The sequence below is a fragment of the bacterium genome (assembly GCA_030685015.1).
Lineage (GTDB): Bacteria > CAIWAD01 > CAIWAD01 > CAIWAD01 > CAIWAD01 > CAIWAD01.
In genome coordinates, this window is the sequence record JAUXWS010000072.1 from 1 (window position 1) to 18404 (window position 18404).

Annotated in this window: 12 protein-coding genes and 3 tRNA genes; 6 read left to right on the forward strand and 9 right to left on the reverse strand. The window is 67.3% G+C overall.

Annotated features, from left to right (window positions below; translation table 11 throughout):
- Nucleotides 1-84: 84 nt before the first annotated feature.
- A tRNA-Thr gene (locus Q8O14_10570) sits at nucleotides 85-157 on the reverse strand.
- A 95-nt stretch (nucleotides 158-252) separates the two neighbouring features.
- Between Q8O14_10570 and Q8O14_10575 the strand changes: the two genes are divergently transcribed.
- Nucleotides 253-921, forward strand: coding sequence for a deoxynucleoside kinase (locus Q8O14_10575; GenBank protein ID MDP2361178.1), 669 nt, complete (start codon nucleotides 253-255; stop codon nucleotides 919-921).
- A gap of 24 nt (nucleotides 922-945) precedes the next feature.
- Here Q8O14_10575 and Q8O14_10580 read toward each other — a convergent pair whose 3' ends face one another.
- Nucleotides 946-2517 (reverse strand): S8 family serine peptidase, encoded by a 1572-nt coding sequence (locus Q8O14_10580; protein MDP2361179.1) that lies wholly within the window; start codon nucleotides 2515-2517, stop codon nucleotides 946-948.
- 198 nt (nucleotides 2518-2715) lie between these two features.
- Between Q8O14_10580 and Q8O14_10585 the strand changes: the two genes are divergently transcribed.
- The 3 genes from Q8O14_10585 to Q8O14_10595 all read left to right on the forward strand — a co-directional run bounded on the left by Q8O14_10585 (nucleotide 2716) and on the right by Q8O14_10595 (nucleotide 5133).
- On the forward strand, nucleotides 2716-4023 hold the full coding sequence (locus tag Q8O14_10585; GenBank protein MDP2361180.1) for a citrate (Si)-synthase, eukaryotic: 1308 nt from the start codon (nucleotides 2716-2718) through the stop codon (nucleotides 4021-4023).
- A 140-nt stretch (nucleotides 4024-4163) separates the two neighbouring features.
- Nucleotides 4164-5063: a DUF1848 family protein gene (locus Q8O14_10590; GenBank protein MDP2361181.1), complete on the forward strand. Its 900-nt coding sequence runs from the start codon at nucleotides 4164-4166 to the stop codon at nucleotides 5061-5063.
- Nucleotides 5051-5133, forward strand: a tRNA-Leu gene (locus Q8O14_10595). The genes Q8O14_10590 and Q8O14_10595 overlap by 13 nt, the downstream gene beginning before the upstream one ends.
- 190 nt (nucleotides 5134-5323) lie before the next feature.
- Here the strand turns inward: Q8O14_10595 and Q8O14_10600 are convergent.
- Complete coding sequence (locus Q8O14_10600) at nucleotides 5324-7672, reverse strand: T9SS type A sorting domain-containing protein (GenBank protein ID MDP2361182.1); 2349 nt, start codon at nucleotides 7670-7672, stop codon at nucleotides 5324-5326.
- Nucleotides 7673-7833: 161 nt separating this feature from the next.
- Between Q8O14_10600 and Q8O14_10605 the strand changes: the two genes are divergently transcribed.
- Together Q8O14_10605 and Q8O14_10610 are read left to right on the forward strand one after the other, a co-directional pair.
- Entirely contained in the window at nucleotides 7834-9609 is a 1776-nt protein-coding gene (locus Q8O14_10605; GenBank protein ID MDP2361183.1) for a hypothetical protein, read from the forward strand.
- A 36-nt stretch (nucleotides 9610-9645) separates the two neighbouring features.
- Nucleotides 9646-9717 (forward strand) — tRNA-Gln (locus Q8O14_10610).
- Nucleotides 9718-9740: 23 nt separating this feature from the next.
- Here Q8O14_10610 and Q8O14_10615 read toward each other — a convergent pair.
- From Q8O14_10615 to Q8O14_10640, 6 genes are all read right to left on the reverse strand, one after another.
- Nucleotides 9741-9914: a hypothetical protein gene (locus tag Q8O14_10615; GenBank protein MDP2361184.1), complete on the reverse strand. Its 174-nt coding sequence runs from the start codon at nucleotides 9912-9914 to the stop codon at nucleotides 9741-9743.
- A gap of 56 nt (nucleotides 9915-9970) precedes the next feature.
- Nucleotides 9971-10792 (reverse strand): laminin B domain-containing protein, encoded by an 822-nt coding sequence (locus Q8O14_10620; protein MDP2361185.1) that lies wholly within the window; start codon nucleotides 10790-10792, stop codon nucleotides 9971-9973.
- Between the two features lie 434 nt (nucleotides 10793-11226).
- The gene (locus Q8O14_10625; protein MDP2361186.1) at nucleotides 11227-14175 is read right to left on the reverse strand and encodes a PEP/pyruvate-binding domain-containing protein; all 2949 of its coding nucleotides are present in this window, start codon (nucleotides 14173-14175) and stop codon (nucleotides 11227-11229) included.
- An 89-nt stretch (nucleotides 14176-14264) separates the two neighbouring features.
- Nucleotides 14265-14639 carry a VOC family protein gene (locus Q8O14_10630; protein MDP2361187.1) on the reverse strand — a complete coding sequence of 125 codons (375 nt, stop codon included), beginning with the start codon at nucleotides 14637-14639 and terminating at the stop codon, nucleotides 14265-14267.
- Nucleotides 14640-14767: 128 nt separating this feature from the next.
- On the reverse strand, nucleotides 14768-16111 hold the full coding sequence (gdhA, locus tag Q8O14_10635; GenBank protein MDP2361188.1) for an NADP-specific glutamate dehydrogenase: 1344 nt from the start codon (nucleotides 16109-16111) through the stop codon (nucleotides 14768-14770).
- Between the two features lie 240 nt (nucleotides 16112-16351).
- Nucleotides 16352-18394: a M3 family metallopeptidase gene (locus Q8O14_10640; protein ID MDP2361189.1), complete on the reverse strand. Its 2043-nt coding sequence runs from the start codon at nucleotides 18392-18394 to the stop codon at nucleotides 16352-16354.
- Between the last annotated feature and the right edge of the window lie 10 nt (nucleotides 18395-18404).

The window sequence follows — 18404 nt, forward strand, 5'->3', positions numbered from 1 at the left end:
CCAAACCGACGAAGCCCCGTTCCTGAGCAGGACCCGTCATCCGAGACAGACAAGGGGGATCCAGCTGGTTCCCCCTTCTCATCAGGCCACCCAGGGGACTTGAACCCCCAACCTACGGTTTACAAAACCGTTGCTCTACCAATTGAGCTAGGGTGGCGAATGGCCGGGGCACAAGGTAGAAAGTCCGGCCCAGGGCCGCGCCCTCCCTCGCCGGGCCGCCCAATGCCCCGGAGTCTTTTCTACCTTTGGCCCATGAAAGGACTGATCGGCATCGCCGGCAACATCGGCGCGGGCAAGACGACTCTGACGGACTGGCTGGCCCGGCGACTCAGCTGGGATCCCCACTACGAGAGCGTGGCCGACAACCCCTTCTTGCAGGACTTCTACGGCGACATGCCGCGCTGGGCCTTCCACCTGCAGATCTACTTTCTCCAGTCCCGCTATGCCGACCACCTACGCCTCTGCGACGGTGAGCGGGGTGCCATCCAGGATCGCACGATCTGGGAGGATGTGGAAATTTTCGCCCGCAACCTGTACCAGATGGGGCACATCACCGAGCGGGAATGGCTGACCTACTACCGCCTCTTCCACAACATGTGCCAATTCCTGCGCAAGCCGGACCTGCTCATCTACCTGCGCGCCTCGGTGGACACGCTGGTGGCGCGCATCCAGCAGCGGGGACGCAGCTACGAGCAAGGCATCTCGCCCGAATACCTGCAGCGCCTGAATCTGCTTTACGAGGATTGGATCGGCCGCATCCGCGACATCCCCGTGATCGTGGTCGAGGCGGACCATCTGGAGATCTACAGCGACCGCGCCAAGATGCGCCAGTTGCTGGACTCGGTCGAGAGCGAACTGGCCCGCCGTCAACTGACCCTGGCCCTCGGCCACCTGCATCCACCCGTCGAAGCCCTCCGCTGATCAGCATCCTTGGCGGGCGAACACTCAAGGCAGCTCGGCCAGGACCCTGAAGCACGCCCGGGCATTGATGCCGACGGGGGGGCTTGTCCATGACAGGCCGGGCACTGTGTCCACCCGCTGCCAGGCGTCCGGCCAGGATTCCCGCTTTTCCACATGGTAGGCTGTTGCTCCGATGAGCTCGTCCCACGTGAGGCGGATGCGGCGGTCGGGCAGCAGGGCGATGCCCACCACCGGTCTGGGCGGGGGCGGCCACGAGGCCGCGGCCAGGGCCGCCCGGTGCAGGTTGAGGCGGCCGCCCGAGACGGTGATGCCGTCCAGCGAGGGAAGCGGATCGACGGTGGTCAGGATCAGATCCTTGATCACCAGCGCGGCGCCGCCCGGATCGGCCACCACCAGGGCGGCCAAGCTGTCGGACATGACGGCGTGCAGGAAGGCGACAGCCCCGGCCACGTGGGGTGACGACATGGAGGTGCCGGTCAGGGGGGTGGTGGTGCCGTTCAGGTAGGTTGAGCGCACCTGCGTGCCTGGCGCCCCCAGATCGATGGTGGTGGCGCCATAGGCCGAACCCGTGTTGCGCAGGTCGGCCGCGGTCGTGTTGGTGACGGTGATGAGCCAGGGCGAGGAGCAGCTGGTGGGCACGTCCCCTTGCAGATCCACGTTGGCGTTGGTGTTCATGGTGGCGGCGGCGGAGAGGATGCCCACCGCGCCCATCTCGTTGTAAAGGTCGTTCCAGAGCGGATAGTCGCCCAGCTCGCAATTGGCGAAGTTCACGCCGAAGCTTGAATTGCTGGCCACCACGTTGGCCCCGATCGCTCCCCCGCTCTCCAGCCACTGGGCCTTCTGCTCCAGGACGTAGTTGTAGGCCACGACCACGACGCTGGTCAGGGAACTGCTGCCCGCCACCGTCATGAGGCCCACCTCCCAGTTCACGCCGCACACCTGGTTGGCGTTGTCGCCGCGGGCGCCCACGATGCCCGAGACATGCGTGCCGTGGCCGTTGAAGGGAAGGGATCCGTCATTGTTGTAGGCGTCCCAGCCGTGCACGTCGTCGATGAAGCCGTTGCCGTCGTCGTCCAGCCCGTTGCCCGCGATCTCGCCGCTGTTGATCCAGGCGTTGGGGGCCAGGTCCGGATGGGTGAGATCCATCCCTCCGTCCACCACGGCGACCACAATAGGTCGACCCAGCGGGTCCGTTCCACCGGTACCAAGATCCCAGGCCTCCGGGGCGTCGATGTCGGCATCGCTCCCCTGCTGCAGGTTCCACTGGAGGGGAAACTCCGGGTCGTCCGGCGTCAGGCGGTCCTCCAGCCAGTGGTCCGCCTGTGCCCAGCGCAGGGCTGGATGTGTGCGCAGTCCTTCCAGGGTCGGGGGCACGGCGAGGGATCCATCCAGGACAAGCAGGAAGATGTCCAGACGGGGACACAGCACAGGACCCAGGGTCAGCCCGGCGCCGTCCAGCTGAAGCGCGGCCTGGGCGGGGGTCGTCTCCTCCGCCAGCCGAACGATCACCTGGCCCGGATGGCAGGGTCCAGCAGCCAGGGCATGGGCGCCGCCGACCAGGCTGGCCAGGAACGACAGGGTGATGGCCCTCTTCATGCGTCCTCCTCTGGATACCTGCAGTGCCGACAAGCTACCAGCCCAGTGGACTTGGGGCAAGCGATGATTGTCCTGTTTTGTCCGGTGGCACCCAGGACCGTGAAAGAGGTTGACAACTTTCTTAAGTTCTCTTGTCAATTTTGCAACATCATCCGTCCGCGGACGGCACTCCATCGTTCATGCAGCAAAGGAGTCACCATGTCCACATTGAAGAGCAAAGTAGCGGCTGCCATTCCTCCCATGCAGGAGGAGATCAAGAAGCTGCGCGCCGAGCATGGCACCAAAGTTCTGGGGGAATGCACCATCGACCAGGCCTACGGCGGCATTCGCGACGTGACCTGCATGGTGACGGAGACCAGCCTGCTGGACAAGTTCGAAGGAATCCGCTTCCGCGGCCTTTCCATTCCAGAGTGTCAACAGCAGCTGCCCCACCATCCCGAGGGCGAGGAACCCCAGCCGGAAGGCATTTTCTGGCTCATGCTCACCGGCCAGGTTCCCACCAGGGCGGAAGTGGACGAATTGACGGAGGAGTGGCGCAGCCGCGCCAAGGTTCCGGCCCACGTCTTCAAGGCGCTGGACGCCCTGCCCGTTGACGCCCATCCCATGACCCAGTTCTCGGCGGGCATCCTCGCCTTGCAGACGGAGAGTCAATACGCGAAGAAGTACCGCGAGGGCATGCCCAAGAAGGAGTACTGGTCCTGGGCCTATGAGGACACGATGGACCTCCTGGCGCGCCTGCCCCAGGTGGCGGCCTACATCTACCGCCGCTCCTACAAGGGCGGGAAGCACATCGCACCGGATCCCACCCAGGACTGGAGTGGCAACCTGGCCCACATGCTGGGTTACGACAGCAAGGACTTCCGCGAGCTGATGCGCCTCTACCTGACCATCCATTGCGACCATGAGGGCGGCAACGTCAGCGCACACACCACCCATCTGGTGGGCAGCGCCCTGAGCGACCCCTATCTCTCGCTCTCGGCCGGCATGAACGGCCTGGCCGGTCCGCTCCACGGACTGGCCAACCAGGAAGTGCTGCGCTGGGTTTTCGAGTTCCGCGAAAAGCTGGGCGTGGACGTGCCCAGCAAGGAGCAGCTCGAGAAGGCGCTGTGGGACACGCTCAACAGCGGCCAGGTGATTCCCGGCTATGGCCACGCCGTGCTGCGCAAGACGGATCCCCGCTACATGGCCCAGCGCGAGTTCGCCCTCAAGCACCTGCCCGAGGACCCGCTCTTCAAGCTGGTCGGCATGATCTTCGAGTCCGCCCCGGACATCCTGCTGAAACACGGCAAGGCCAAGAACCCCTGGCCCAACGTCGACGCCCACAGCGGCTGCCTGCTGGTGCACTACGGCATGGACGAGTACGACTACTACACCGTGCTCTTCGGCGTCAGCCGCGCCCTGGGCGTGCTGGCCAGCCTGATCTGGGACCGCGCGCTTGGTCTGCCCATCGAGCGGCCCAAGACCGTGACCACGGAATGGATCAAGGACTTCGTCAAGAAGGCCTGATCTGACCCTTTAGGATCAATGGGCGGGCGGGGTCCGGACGGGCTTCGCCCGCTTCTTTGCCACGCCGCGAACGACGTGGCGGCGCAGCGTTCATCCTCCTTCCGAGCGCGCCAGCGATGGCGACAGCATGGGGGCATGGCATGCATCTGCTCTCGGCCTCCCGGCGCATGGACCTTCCCGCCTTCCAGCTGGAGGCCTTCCTGGGACATGCCCGCCGGGGGTGGATGACGGTGCCCCACCCCTTCACTGGACGGCCGCAGCGGATCCGCCTGGTGGGGCCCGAGGTGGCCGGCATCGTCTTCTGGACCCGGCGGCCGGCGGCCCTGCTCCCCCATCTGGACGAGTTGCGCCGCCTTTGGCGGGACGCCCTGCGCGTCCACGTCACGCTCACAGGCATGCCGCGGGAGCTGGAGCCCCGCGCGCCGGCTGTGGCCGAGGTGCTGCCCGCCCTGGCCTCCCTCGCGCAAGGCCTGGGTCCCCGGCACCTGAGCTGGCGCTTCGATCCCCTTCTACTGAGCGAGGGGACGCCGGCCGAGTGGTGGGTGGAGCGCTTCGAAGCCCTGGCGCCCCGCCTGGCCGGCCATGTCAGTGAGGTGATGCTGTCCTGGCTGGACCTCTATGCCCGCACCCGCCGCAATCTGCTCCCCGTGGAAGGACGCGGCTTCCGCCTGCACAACCCCACGCCGGCCGCCCGGCGCGACCTGTTGGACGCATTGGCGGGGGTCGCCCGCCGTCACGGACTGACGCTCAAGGCCTGCTGCGAGCCGGACATGCTGGAGCACTCACAGGTCCTGCCCGGGGCCTGCCTGGATGGCGCCTGGTTCGAGCAGAGGCGGGGCCTGGTCGCCGGCGCCCTGGGAGCCGCTCCCAGCCGGGCCGGGTGCGGCTGTTGCCGCTCCCGTGACGTGGGCGTCTACGACAGCTGCGCTTTCGGCTGCCGCTATTGCTACGCCAATCGTCGTCCCCACGAAACGGCGCCGGCCGATCCCTGGACCCCGCACGCGCCGGGTGATACCTTGCCCCTTGCGCCGGAATGGTGAAATGGCAGACACGGGGGACTTAAAATCCCCTGGCCGCAAGGCCGTGCGGGTTCAAGTCCCGCTTCCGGCAATCCTCGCTTCCCGGAATCCCACACAAGCCAGGGCTTCGAACGGTTGCATGGGCTTCCTGTGGCGCCAGCCTGCACGTGAACGATGGACGGCCACCAGCCCGCCCTTCCCCGTTCGGTGCTTGAGAAAAGGCCCCCACCTCATGGATGGGGGCCAGTGTTTGGGCGTTCCGCCCCGATGTTGGGCAGGCGTTATTTGCTGAGCAGCAGCTTCTGCGTGGAGACGCGACCCTCGCTCTCCAGCTGGGCGAAGTAGACGGCGCTGGCCAGGCGTCCGCCGTCGAACACGGCGCTTTGCATCTGGCCACTGGCCGCGCCTTCGAAGAGGTTGGCCACCACCTGCCCACGCAGGTTGTAAACCTTCAGACTGATCTGCGTCCCGGCCGGGGCCCGGAAGTCCAGCTGCGTGGTCGGGTTGAAGGGGTTGGGCACGGCGCTCTCCAGGGCGAAGTCGGCTGGGCGGCCGACGCCGTCCGCCACGTCGATGTCCGCCTCGGTCAGAACCCACAGCATCAGCTCATTGCCGTTTGCATCGCTGAAGCCCAGGTCGAAGTCGATGCCGTCGGTGATGGCGTAGTGCCCCGTGTTCCAGACCAGGTCGTTGCCCAGGGCGTGGGGATAATCGGTCAGGCGCTCGCACCAGACCCAGAAGTCGCCGTCCACCTGGACGCCGGCCTCCACCTCGAACTCCCACAGGGTGAGGGCGCCCTGGGTGGTGAGGGTGTAGTCCCCGTTCCAGATCTCGGTGCCCGGCTGCCCGTCGTTGTCTTCCATGATGTGGATGCGGATGACGCGACCGCCGGCGTTGCCGTTGGGATCATAAAGGCCGAGCGTCACGCTGAGCACGTCCAGGGTGCCCAGGCCCAGTCGGGAGACATCGTCCACGAACATGGCCGGGTCGCCGCCACTGAAGTAGAAGGCGGGCTCCTGGAAGCTGTAGCCGAACTCGTACTGTCCGGCCGGGCGCACATCGATGGGGCTGACCCACAGCGTGTCGTTGACGGGCACCTGGTCGTCGGGGTTGTTGCCGTAGCTCTTCAGCTCATTCTCGCCGAAGAGAGCGGGCGTCCAGTTGTAAGTGCGCGTCTGGGAGGAGAGCGGCGGAATGTTGAGCCGGGGCATGATGGGTCCGTTCAACTGATCGTTGACCACCATCCAGGCCTGGATCTCGCTCAGGGCGGTGGAGCCGTTGTTGGCGTAGCGCACGTAGGTGGGGCACTGGGCGCCCACGGTGCGCGGATAGCTCGGGATGATGTGGGTGCAGGCCAGGTCGTTGGCCGGCACATCGCTGCCCCAGATCTCCACGTCGTCGATCCACAGGCCGGTGCCGATGCCGCCGTCGTCGTTCCAGTCGGTGGTGATGCGCCAGCGCAGCCGGACACTCTGGCCACCCCACTCGTTCAGGCTCATGGCGATGTTGCCGTTGAAGGGCATGCCGGGCTGGTAATCGGCCCAGCCGCTCCCGCCCGGGCGGGAGACGTCGCCATAGTCGTAGAAGAGGGTGGTCCAGGGTCCACCGTTGGCGGAGAGCTCCACGTGGTAGTAGTCCTCCAGCGAATTGTTGCCGTCGCCATCGAAGTCCAACATGTGGCAGCGGATCCAGAACTCCAGCCAGAGGTCCTGGTCGGCGGGCAGCGTGTAGGCCGGTGAGACAAGCGCGTTGAGCAAGCCGTGACCCATGGCCGCGTTGGCCGCGTGGGTGGGGCTGTGCGAGCTGGCCGTGCTGAGGGTCCAGGTGTTGCCCGAGGCCCCGCCCGAGACTCCCGTGAACTCCGCGGGGGTGGCGATGCCGTCCGCGTTGTTCTGGAGGACCGTGTTGCCGCCCGAGGTGATGACCACGTCATCGACCAGCATGCCGAAGATGGCCGGATTGTTGGCCGTGCAGTAGGCGCCGTCGCTGCAGAAAGCGAACCGGAAGGCCACAGTCTGGCCCACGTGGGCGGCCAGGTCCTTGGTCACGGCGCGCCAGGCGGAAGTCCCCGCCCAGCCGGGAATGCCCGTGCCCATGCCGAAGATCTCGCCGAAACTGTAGAGGCTGCTGTGCGTGTAGGCCCAGGAGAAGCCGGTGGCCACGGTCCAGGGGCCGCCGTTCACGCTCATCCACACGTTGCAGCCGTCCCAGGCATTGTAGCCGGCCGGCTCGCCGCCCGGGGCCTCCACCGCGTAGCGCAGCTGGAAGCTGAGCTGGGCCGGGGCCGCTGTGATGGCGACGGCGGGAGTCTCCAGGTACTGCAGCCAGTTGTTGTCATAGCCGTTCAGGGACTGCAGGCCGCACCACCAGCTGTTGCCGGCGTAGGCATTGAAGGTGGACGTGTGCCAGACGGGCGTGATGGCCGTCAGGTCGACCGTGGTCCACCCGTCCCAGCCGTTCTCGAAATCCGTGCCGAAAAGCACGGCCTCGGTGCGATCGGACGCGGCCGGTCGCTCGAGGGAGGTCCTCCCCCAGGGCTCGACACGATCGGTGGTGGTGGCCGCCAAAGCTTGTCCAGCAATGAGCAGCGTGCAAACAACGGCGGCACCCGTCCTCGGGTTGATGGTCATAACTCCTCCTTGAATGGCGCGGCACTTGGCTTGTTCACCGCGATCAGGCTTGTCAACATGGTTTTCAACTTAGGGTTTGCCATTCTTGAGAGCAACGAAGCGACATGACTCCTTCAGGATCACGGAATGCCACCCGGACACCCAAGACAAGCGCGAAAATCATGACCCGCCCATCCCTGCGACCCCTCCGAACCATCGCCGTCCTGAGCCTGATCCTGGCCGCTCACGCGCCGCCGGCCCGCTGTCTTCCCCGCGCCGCCGAACTGGATGACCACATCCTGGATAGCCCCCTCGTGCCAGGACTGGTGCCGGCCCTGGGCACCGCCTGGCTGTTGGACCCGCACTGCCCGCCCCCGCCGGCGGCCTGGCCCCTGCCCCGACACGTCTGGCGGAACGCGCCGTCCACCCCCACCCTTTCCTGGCTGTCCCGCGCCCGCCCCTGGTCCCGGCCCGATGATGCGGCAGCGGCGCGGGGATTGCTGGCGATCCGAAGTGGAGACTTCGCGGCGGCGCTGGATCCCCGCCTCGAGCTGGCGACCTGGCGCCTGGACGGCGACGCCGATGGCTCCCTCGACGAGGCAGGGAACGGCCTCGACGCGGAGGCGGTCTGGGCCGGGCGGGCGGCCTTCTGGCTGCATGTGCGGGACATGGGCCTGGAGGGCGATCTGGACCGGCGCGACCACCCCCTTTGGCGCGAGGATGACCGCTGGCTGTGGGAGGAAAGCCGGGACGGCACCCTGACCCATGACGAAAGCCGGGCTGGCGCCACCCTCTGGGGGCAAGCCGGCGCCACCTCAACCTGGCAGATCTCCCTGGGCAGCGACCATCTGCATTGGGGAACAGGCTCCGGCCGCAGCGTCCTGATCAGGGGCGAGGAGGCGCCCGCTGTCTCCCACCTGCGGCTCAGTCTCGAAAGCGGCCGCCTCAGCCTGCTGCAGATCGTGGGCGAACTGTCCAGCGGCGAGGCGGGGACCCTGGTGCCCAACCCCCAGAATCCGGCCGATCCCAAGGTCCTGCCCCGGGAGAAATGGCTGGTGGCCCATCGCCTGGAATGGCGCGGCGACCAGCTGGCGCTGGGCCTGGGCGAGGCGGTGGTGGTGGGGGATCGTCGCCCCGGCCCGGGCTACCTGGTGCCGGCCGGCTTTCTCTGGAGCCAGCAGCACGCCCAGGGCGACCTGGACAACACCCTGCTCTTCGCCGACCTGCGCTGGCGCCTGCCCGCCCGCCTGCCTGGCGCCTGGATGCTGTCCGGCGAGCTGGCCGTGGACGACTACACCCTGGGTGAGTGGGGCCGCGCGCTGGAGGGACAGCGCACCGCCTCGCGGATCGCCCTCGACGGCTGCCCGCTTCCCGTCTGGCGGCGCGGGGACGGCCGCATGGGCGGCATGAGACTTGGCTCCCTGGCCCTGCCCGGGCTGGGCTGGCTGGGGATCCAGCACACGCGGGCGCGGCCCTACTTCGGCGCACATCGCTGGCAAGTCAGCCAATGGAGCCACGGCCGTGCCTCCCTGGGACCCTTCGAAGACCCCAACACGCGGGCCACGGAATGGCGCTGGCGCCATGAATGGAATGCCGACCGGCCCCTCGTCTTGCCCGGCCTGCGTGCCGATCCCCTCATCCTGATTTCGGCGAACCACTTCCATCTGGTGCATGGCGCCAACCCCATGGGACGCAATGTGGGGGGCGACCGTGGATTGGCCCATCGGGAGGGAATGGACGCGGATGAGGCGCCCTTCCTGGCCGGGCATCTGGAGAAGCGCCGCGGCATGGAGCTGGGCTGCTCGATGGGCCTGCTTCTGGCGACCACGTCCGGCCGCGATCTGGGCGTGCTCCGGCTGGAGGCGGACTGGATCCAGTGGCGGCGCGAGGGGGAGGAGGCCGCCACCCGGGTCGAAGGCCTCAGCTCCTGGCGGCTGAGCTGGGCGCGCCCCTTCTAAGCCGCGTCACGCTTTGCCACATTGCGGCCCGTCCTTTACCCCGTGGTGTAATTGGCAACACCTCAGGTTTTGGTCCTGATGTTCCTGGTTCGAGTCCGGGCGGGGTAGTAGGGACACGCCATGGCGTGTCCCTACGTCCAGCAGTCGCTGTCCCATCCCTCGCAGCGGGCTCGCACCTGGAAGACCCGCGTCATGGGCGGATCCGCCGCCACCATCCATTCCAGCTCCCCGGTCGTGGCCAGGACCGTGGCCCCACCCCAGGGCGAATCCAGCTCCAGCACATCGTAGACCAGGGCGCCGGGCACAGCCGTTCACCACAGCCTGAGTTGGGGGTCTCCGGCTCCCGTCACCAGCTCGATGATCAGTCGCAGCGCGCCTTGACCCTGAAGGCGCCCACCTGGTCGCCGCTGGCCGGCCCGGTCCAGATGGTGTCGCTGGTGATGGCCAGGCTTTGCCCCCGACCCCAGGGCGTCTCCAGCAGCAGGATCTCATAGACCCCGGCACCCGGCACCGGCGTCCAGGACAACTGCAGGAAGGGCTCCTCCGCCACGACGAGCACCCCGGCGCCAAGCGACGGCACGGCCAGGGTGGGGCAGGGACCCCACAGACGGACGGAGTCCAAATGGGTCCGCTCGCTGGTGCCGGCGCCGTACTCGGCCACGATGTAAAGCGCTTCAAGATCAGCCATGATGTCCGCGAACAGCGCGTCGTTCACCGGGCCGCCTCCTTCCTGGCGAAAGGTGGCGGCGGTCAATGGCACGCTGTAGGTGGTCCACTGGACACCCGGCACGGCAATGTCGCCCAGCAGGGTGTGGTCCGGACTGGCCAGGATGACCAGGGCCTCGTCGCTGTAATCCTGCTGGGTGGAGCGCAGGGCGAACTCCAGACGACCTCCCACATAGTGCTGGGCGTTGTTCAAGGCCTCGGCCGGCATGCAGAAGGCGAAAGTGTTGGGGCCGGGATCGCTGCGGAAGACCTGACCGCCCGGGAAGCCTTGGGCGGAACTGTGCGATAGACTTGTATAAGCGAGGGGCGGATGGTAGGGTCCGCCCTGGGTCAGGTCGGCCACCAGCCAGCCCTCCGAGTCCGAGTCAAAGCCCCAGGCCTGGACCGCCTCCGCCCCTTTGCCGACCAGCAGCAGCATGGCGCCGATGCCGACCACCTGAATCAAGCTCTGCCTCATGGTCCCCCCTATTGCTGTATTGACGTTCCCATCACAGCTGGGGGGAGCAAAGGGCGCGCCATTTGCCGCACTCAATATCCTGTTGAGTTTCAATCACTTTCTCTTGCCGAAGGGCTGACGCGGCGGACAATTGATCACGACTGTCGGAATTTGGACAATACTTCGGGGCCAAGCCAACGCTTATTCCCTTCTTGGCATAGTCAAAGTGTAGCGAATACATAAACTGATCTGATCGCCTCGCATGGGGACGGTGCTCGCGTAGGGTTCTTGATGACTGCCACGGGGGGCGCCTGGGCATGAGGCAAGCTCAGGCAGGGAGGATGTTTCGAACTGGGGACCCGGTGGTCCAGCATGGCAGGTCCTGCCACGGCGTGGCCGGACCCGCCGACGGAGGAGGAAGGCCACGGCTCCCGCTAGACCGCCTCCGGGATCGATCAGGCCGGCGCCGGGCGCAGGATGACGCCGCTGCGGCTGCGCGCGTTCATCAGCACACAGAGCGGCTGCTCCAGACGAAGGTGTCGGACGTGACCCCGCTCCTGAAAGGTCGGCTGTCCCAGCAGCCAGTCCCAGTCCAACTCGCCCTCCCCTTGCTGCGGATTGACGGTGAAATAGCCGATCCCCAGCGCCGTCAGGTTCTGGAAGAAATGCGAACCCTGGGATGGCGTGACGATCAGGTCGCGGAAACCGGCCTCGACGATGACCCGCACCCCCGAGATCTGATCCCAACTGACCGGGATGCCCAGCCACGGATCGGAGCTGCCCCAGCGCCCCACGCCCACCAGCAGGAAGGGGCGCTGCTCCTGGACAAGCGTGCGGTTGAAGTCGCCCACGGCAGCCGCCACCTCGCGGCTGTGGCGACGCTCGAAGCGTTCCACGTCCACCACCAGCAGGTCGTGGATGTCGTCCAGGCGACCCGCGCCCAGCACCGAGCTGCTTCGGCAGATGACCCGGGCGGGATCCACCTCCAGGTTCAGCTCATCCAGCTCCTGGGAAAGGACCATGGGCCGCATCTGGAGGACGCTGAACTCCATCGTCTCGCCGCCCGTAGGGAAGAGATTGACGGCGAACTCCAGCTCGACGGGCCGGCTCATGCCACGGGAGCCCACCCGCAGCAGACGGGAGATGATCTCGGCCAGCGGGAAGAGATCGTGCTTGAGGACGGGCGCGAAACTGACGAAGCGGGCCCCCGGCCGCGACAGGCCGTCGTAGACGGCGTCGTTCTCCGGGCTGTAGACGGATCCCACCCAGGCCAGGGTGCCGTCCCGCTCGGCCTGGTCCAGCTCAAGCGTCTCAAGCTCCGTGCCTTCGGTGGCGCCCACATGGCTGTCCCCGGTGAGGCGCAGGGCGTAGAACTGCTTCTGCCCGTACTGCAGCGCCTCGCCGGCGTGCATGAACATGCCAAGATGGCGCGGATAGCGGGGACAGAAGCGCACCGTCTCGGCGCCCTCGGAGACAAGATGGCCCAATCCAAGAGCCACGCTGGCCACCCCGTCTCGATCCATGGCCGGCGCTGTTGGATAGAAGTTGGTCGAGCGGGCCGTGCCGCTGATGGCCGGGTAGAAGTGGTCGCCATGGCGCGCCCCCTGCAGGCGCTGGATGATGACCGCCATCTTTTCCTCCTCCATGCGGTAGGGCGTGGAGCGCATGTAGCTCTTGGCCGCCTGGCAGTAGGTGGACGCGTAGACCAGCTTGATGGCGTCGATCAGCTCGCGCAGGCGCTGCTCGTGGTCCGCGGAGCTGTTGGGCAGCATGATGGTGCGGTAGATGCCGGCGAAGGGCTGGTACTGGCTGTCCTCCAGCAGGCTGCTCGAGCGCACGGCGAGCGGCCCGTCGAGCAGTTCGACCACGTGGCGCAGGTCGATCTGGAAGAGCGGCGGGAAGATGGCCGCCAGGAAGCGCTGGCGGATCTGCTCGTCGACGTCGCAGTCCAGGGCGAAGTCCTGCAGGTCGCCCAGCTCCACGAACTGGTCGAAGACCTCCGTGCAGAGCACGACGGCGGGGGGGATGGCCACGCGGATGCCCGGCCAGCGCTCCCCCAGGTCGCCCAGGGAGAGCAGGTGGCGCACGAAGGAGAGGCCCCGCGCCTTGCCGCCCATGGAGCCTTTGCCGATCTGGGCCAGGCTGTTGCGCGGATCGAAGGTCTCGGGATGGAATTCGCTGACGATGCCGCGCGTGCGGTCCAGGCGGTAATCGCCCAGGGCCTCGATCAGGTAGTGGCGCATGGCTTCCAGCGAAGGGAATTCGTTGACGCGGCGCGGCTCCAGCAGGCGCGAGAGGCCGAACTCGGTGCGCGCCTTCAGCCACTTCGAGAAATGGCCGCGCTCGGCATGGAAGCGCAGGCTCTCCTCGGGCACCGTCTCCAGGGCGCGCTCCAGGGCGTGCAGGTCCCGCGCCCGGCCGATGGGCGTGCCGTCGGGCAGGCGGAAGACGAAGTCCCCGAAACCAAAGTTGTCCCGCATGAAGCCGCGCACGTCGCGCAGGAGGTTGCGGCTGTTCTTGCGCACCGCCCCCACCCCCAGCTGCTCGCCCAGCTCCAGCACGTGGGGTTGGTTGGACTGCAGGAGGATGGGCAGCTCCGGGCTGCGGGCGCGCACCGCCCGGATCAGATGCAGGCCGGCGTCGGGGTCCACCTCCCCGGCGCGCGGGAACTCGAGGTCGGTGATGATGCCCAGCAGGTTCTCCCGGTGCGCCTCGAAATCGCGCCAGGCCTCCTCGTAGGTGCGGGCCAGGAGGATCTTGGGCCGCGCCCGCATGCGGATCACCTTGTGGGCCAGGTTTAGCCCCTCGTCCATCAGCCGGTGGGCCTGCTGGACGATCTCCTTGTAGATGGCGGGCAGATAGCTGCTGTAGAAGCGGACGTTGTCCTCCACGAGGATGACCGACTGGACGCCCATCACGCGGGAGTCCTGCTCCACGTTGAGGCGGTCCTCCACCAGCTTGACGATGGCGATGAGGATGCGGAAATCTCCCTGCCAGACGAAGACATGGTCGATCAGGTCCGCCTCGGGGCCCCCCAGCAGCGGGGCGAGGTGCCGGGCATCGTAGGCCAGAAGGATGACCGGGATCGTGATGCCCGCCCCGCGCAGCTCCCGCACCAGCTGCAGGACATGCATGTCGCCCACGTTGACCGTGAGCAGGATCATGTCGCAGGGCTGCCCCGCCTTGAGGGTCTCCAGGGCCTTGCCGGCCCGGGAGACGCGGGTGATCTTGGGGGCGTGCACCAGGTTGAGACTGGCGAATTCGCTGGCGATGAGATCCTGCAGCTGGCCGTCCTGGGCCAGTAGGAAGGCGTCGTAAAGGCTGGCGACGAGCAGGATCTCCGACACCCGGTGCTGGATCAGCTCCTGGAAGCCGGCGATGTGGTCGAAGCGGTTGCGGGTCATGAAGGCTCCTCAGCAGACCTGAAGGTTGCATCGGCCGGGAGCAAGGTAGCACGAGGACGGGGCCGGACCTGCCTGGTCCCTCCGTGCGCTCATGGCCGGCCGGCGAATTCCAGGCGGTTGCCGTCGGGATCGGCCACGGCGAACATGGCGAAGGCGGGGCTGAACTCGATGTAGGGCATCAGCACATGCAGACCGGCGGCGGAGAGGGCCGCCCAGCCGGCCCTGACGCTCTCCAGGCCGAAGCAGGGGCAGATCTCGGCGGAGGGCGGCTCCGGCTCCATGTCCCGGGGGGCGCGCCCCGCCTCCAGGTAGAGCGTGGCCCCGCCGCCTTCCAACAGCAGGCCGGGCGGCATCCCGCCCGCCTCGGTGAAACCGAAATGCGTCGTGTAGAAGTCGCGGGCGCCGGCCAAGTCGCTGACGTAGACGGCCAGGACGTGGAGCTGGGTGACCTGGACGGTGGACATGGCATTCCCTCAATTCAAGCAGGCGCATGGATTGTCCCCGGTGATGGCGCCGGATCACCCCCGCGGATGAGAACTGAAACGGCGCCCTCCTGGCGGGGGGCGCCGTCGGGTCATGCCCTGGATGATCCTTACACGATGCCCTGGTCCATCATGGCGCCCGCCACCTTGAGGAAGCCGGCGACATTGGCGCCCACCACGTAGTTGCCCGGCGAGCCGTACTGCTCGGCGGCCGCGTAGCAGGCCTCGTGGATGTTCTTCATGATGCGGTGCAGGTGGCCGTCCACCTCTTCGCGGCTCCAGCTCATGCGCAGGCTGTTCTGGCTCATCTCGAGGCCGCTGGTGGCCACGCCGCCCGCGTTGGCCGCCTTGCCCGGGGCGAAGAGGACCTTGTGGGCGTGGAAGTGCTCGACCGCCTCCGGCGTGCAGGGCATGTTGGCCGCCTCGACCACGGCGATGCAGCCGTTCTTGACCAGGGCCTTGGCGCTGGCGCCGTCCAGCTCGTTCTCGCAGGCGCTGGGCATGGCGATGTCCACCTTGACTTCCCAGGGGCGCTTGCCGGGCACCCATTGGCAGCCGAACTTGTCGGCGTACTCCTTGGCGCTCTTGCGGTAGACGGCCCAGAGCGTGCTCATGTAGACGAGCTTCTCGCCTTTGATCCCATCCGGGTCGTGCACGTAGCCGTACTCGTCGCCCAGGGTGACGACCTTGCCGCCCAGCTCGTTGATCTTCTCGACGATGAAGGTGCCCACGTTGCCGTAGCCCGAGATGGACACGGTCCTGCCCTTGAGGTCCTGGTCCTTCTTCTTCAGCATCTCCTCAAGGAAGTAGACGGCGCCGTAGCCCGTCGCCTCCGGGCGGATCAGGCTGCCGCCCCAGGCGATGCCCTTGCCCGTCAGCACGCCCGTGAACTCGTTGCGCAGGCGCTTGTACTGGCCGAACATGAAGCCGATCTCGCGGCCGCCCACGCCGATGTCGCCCGCCGGCACGTCCGTGTTGGGGCCGATGTGGCGGGACAGCTCGGTCATGAAGCTCTGGCAGAAGCGCATCACCTCGTTGTCGCTCCGTCCTTTGGGCTGGAAGTCGCTGCCGCCCTTGCCGCCGCCCATGGGCAGCGTGGTGAGGGCGTTCTTGAAGACCTGCTCGAAGGCCAGGAACTTGAGGATGCTGAGGTTGACGGTGGGGTGGAAGCGCAGGCCGCCCTTGTAAGGGCCGATGGCGCTGTTCATCTCGATGCGGAAGCCGCGGTTGACCTGGACCTTGCCCTGGTCGTCCACCCAGGGCACACGGAACATGATGACGCGCTCGGGCTCCACCATCCGCTCGAGGATGGCGTTCTGCTCGAACTCAGGATGCCGGGCCAGCACGGGCTCCAGGCTCATGAGCACCTCTTCGACCGCCTGGTGGAACTCAGGCTGTCCCGGATGGTTGGTCTTCACTCCATCCAGTATTTTGCTGATATACGCACGGCTCACGGGTCTCTCCTTTAATTAACCCGTTGAACTACAGGCTCTTGCGAGCCCACCACCCATCACGCCCCCCGAGCGGGGGTTCGTTAAGCGAAGAACAGGCGAGCTTCACGCATCGTCTGTCCGGTTCACCAATGAAAGTAGTTCCGTGGTACGGCGGGTGCAAGCTTGGGCCCGCGCTTCCACGCCCCGCCACGGCTTTCCAGCGGTCTGGCCCCCAGCCGCCCGGCCCCAAGGGCTCCACCCTCAGGCCAGCAGGCCATCCCGTCGCAGGAGGGCGTCCGGATCCGGCTTGCGGCCGCGGAAGGCGACGTAGAGGTCCATGGGATGGGCGCTGTTGCCCCGGGACAGCACGTTGGCCCGGAAACTCTCGGCCGTGGCCGGGTTGAAGATGCCCTCCGCCTGGAACTGCTCGAAGGCATCGGCCTCCAGCACCTCGGCCCACTTGTAGCTGTAGTAGCCGCTGGAGTAACCGCCGGCGAAGATGTGGCTGAAGGCCGGGCTGCTCGCTGTCCCCTCGACCAGGGGCAGCACGCGGGTGGAGGCCAGCCGCTCGCGCTCGAAGTCCGCCACGTCGCCCACCTCGCCCGGATCGTTCAGGTGCCAGGCCATGTCGAGCAGGGCGAAGTTGAGCTGGCGCAGGCTGGAGTAGCCGGCCTGGAAGCGGCGCACCTTCTTCACTTTCTCGATGAGGTCGGCCGGGACGGGATCGCCCGTCTGCCAGTGCCCGGCGAAGAGGGCGAGGGCATCCGTCTCGGTGATCCAGTTCTCCATGATCTGGCTGGGCAGCTCCACGAAATCCCAATAGACGCTGGTGCCGCCCATGGATTGGTAGCGGCACTCGCTGAGCAGGCTGTGCAGGGCGTGGCCGAACTCATGGAACAGGGTGCGCACCTCGTCCAGGCGCAGAAGGGAGGGCTGCTCCCCGGCCGGCGGCGTGAAGTTGCAGACGATGGCGACGTGGGGCCGGGTCATTTCCCCGCGCCAGGTGCCCTGATCGCGCAGGGTGGTCTGCCAGGCGCCGCCTTGCTTGGTGTCCCGCGGGAAGAGGTCCACATAGAAGAGGCCCACCAGGGCGCCGTCGCGGCTGACGCGGAAGACGCGCACGTCCTCGTGCCAGGCCGTCACGTCCCGCCGCTCCTCGAAGCGCAGACGGTAGAGGCGGCCGGCCACCTGGAACATGCCCTCCAGCACTTTCTCCAGCGGGAAGTAGGCGCGCAGCACCTCCTCGTCGAAGTCGAGCTGCTGCTTCTTGAGCCGCTCCGACCAGTAGGCGAAATCCCAGGGCATCAGCTCGGCCGGACCCCCTTCGGCGCGGGCCAGCTCCGCCACCTGGGCCACGTCGCGCTCCGCCGCGGGACGGCTGGCCGCCAGCAGGCGGTCGAGGAAGCTCATGACGGTGGGCGGGTCGCAGGCCATGCGCTCGGCCAGCACATAGGCGGCATGGCCCGGGAAACCCAGCAGGGCGGCCCGCTCGTGGCGCAGGGCGACCGAGCGCTTGAGCAGGCCCTGGTTGTCCAATTCGCCGCCGTAGGCCCGGCCGTTGTAGGCGCGCCAGACCTGCTCGCGCAGGTCGCGGCGGGCGCTGTAGGTCATGAAGGGCACCATCGAAGGTGCCTGGAGGGTGACCACCCAGCCCTCCTTGCCCCGCTTCCGGGCCTCCTGGGCGAGGCCGGCCCGCACCGTCTCGGGCAGGCCGACCAGCTCCTCCTCCGTGCCCAGGTGCAGGTCCCAACCGTTGGTGGCCTTGAGCACGTTGCGGGAGAACTGCGGACTCAAGGTGGACAGCTCCTGGTCGATGGCGCGCAGGCGCTCCTGCTTGTCCATGGGCAACAGCGCGCCGTTGCGCGTGAAGCCCAGCCAGGTCTTCTCCAGGAGGCGATCCGACTCGGGGTCGAGGCCCAGGGCGGCCCGCTGCCCGTACACGGCCTGGATGCGGGCGAAGAGGGCGGGGTCAAGGCTCAGGTCGCTGGACAGCTCGGCCAGCTTGGGGCTGATCTGCTCGGCCAGGGCTTGGTGCTCGGGTGTGCCGTGGGCGCCGAAGAGCACGAAGTAGATGCCGGCGACCAGGTCCAGATCCTCGCTGGCCCGCTCCAGCGCGACGATCGTGTTGGCGAAATCGGGCGGGGCGGGGTTGGCCTTGATCTCCTCCACCTTGGCTCGCGTGCGGCGGAGGCCCTCCTCGATGGCGGGCAGGTAGTGCTCCGTGGCGATGCCCTGGAAGAGAATGCTCTTGAAGTCGTCGGCCGCGACCTGGAAGGGCGCGAAGGGGTCGGTCAGGTGGGTCATGGGGCTTCCC

Coding starts and splice junctions, on each gene's coding strand:
- Q8O14_10575 (MDP2361178.1), top strand. CDS start 253: ATGAAAGGACTGATCGGCATCGCCGGCAACATCGGCGCGGGCAAGACG.
- Q8O14_10580 (MDP2361179.1), bottom strand. CDS start 2,517: ATGAAGAGGGCCATCACCCTGTCGTTCCTGGCCAGCCTGGTCGGCGGC.
- Q8O14_10585 (MDP2361180.1), top strand. CDS start 2,716: ATGTCCACATTGAAGAGCAAAGTAGCGGCTGCCATTCCTCCCATGCAG.
- Q8O14_10590 (MDP2361181.1), top strand. CDS start 4,164: ATGCATCTGCTCTCGGCCTCCCGGCGCATGGACCTTCCCGCCTTCCAG.
- Q8O14_10600 (MDP2361182.1), bottom strand. CDS start 7,672: ATGACCATCAACCCGAGGACGGGTGCCGCCGTTGTTTGCACGCTGCTC.
- Q8O14_10605 (MDP2361183.1), top strand. CDS start 7,834: ATGACCCGCCCATCCCTGCGACCCCTCCGAACCATCGCCGTCCTGAGC.
- Q8O14_10620 (MDP2361185.1), bottom strand. CDS start 10,792: ATGAGGCAGAGCTTGATTCAGGTGGTCGGCATCGGCGCCATGCTGCTG.
- Q8O14_10625 (MDP2361186.1), bottom strand. CDS start 14,175: ATGACCCGCAACCGCTTCGACCACATCGCCGGCTTCCAGGAGCTGATC.
- Q8O14_10630 (MDP2361187.1), bottom strand. CDS start 14,639: ATGTCCACCGTCCAGGTCACCCAGCTCCACGTCCTGGCCGTCTACGTC.
- Q8O14_10640 (MDP2361189.1), bottom strand. CDS start 18,394: ATGACCCACCTGACCGACCCCTTCGCGCCCTTCCAGGTCGCGGCCGAC.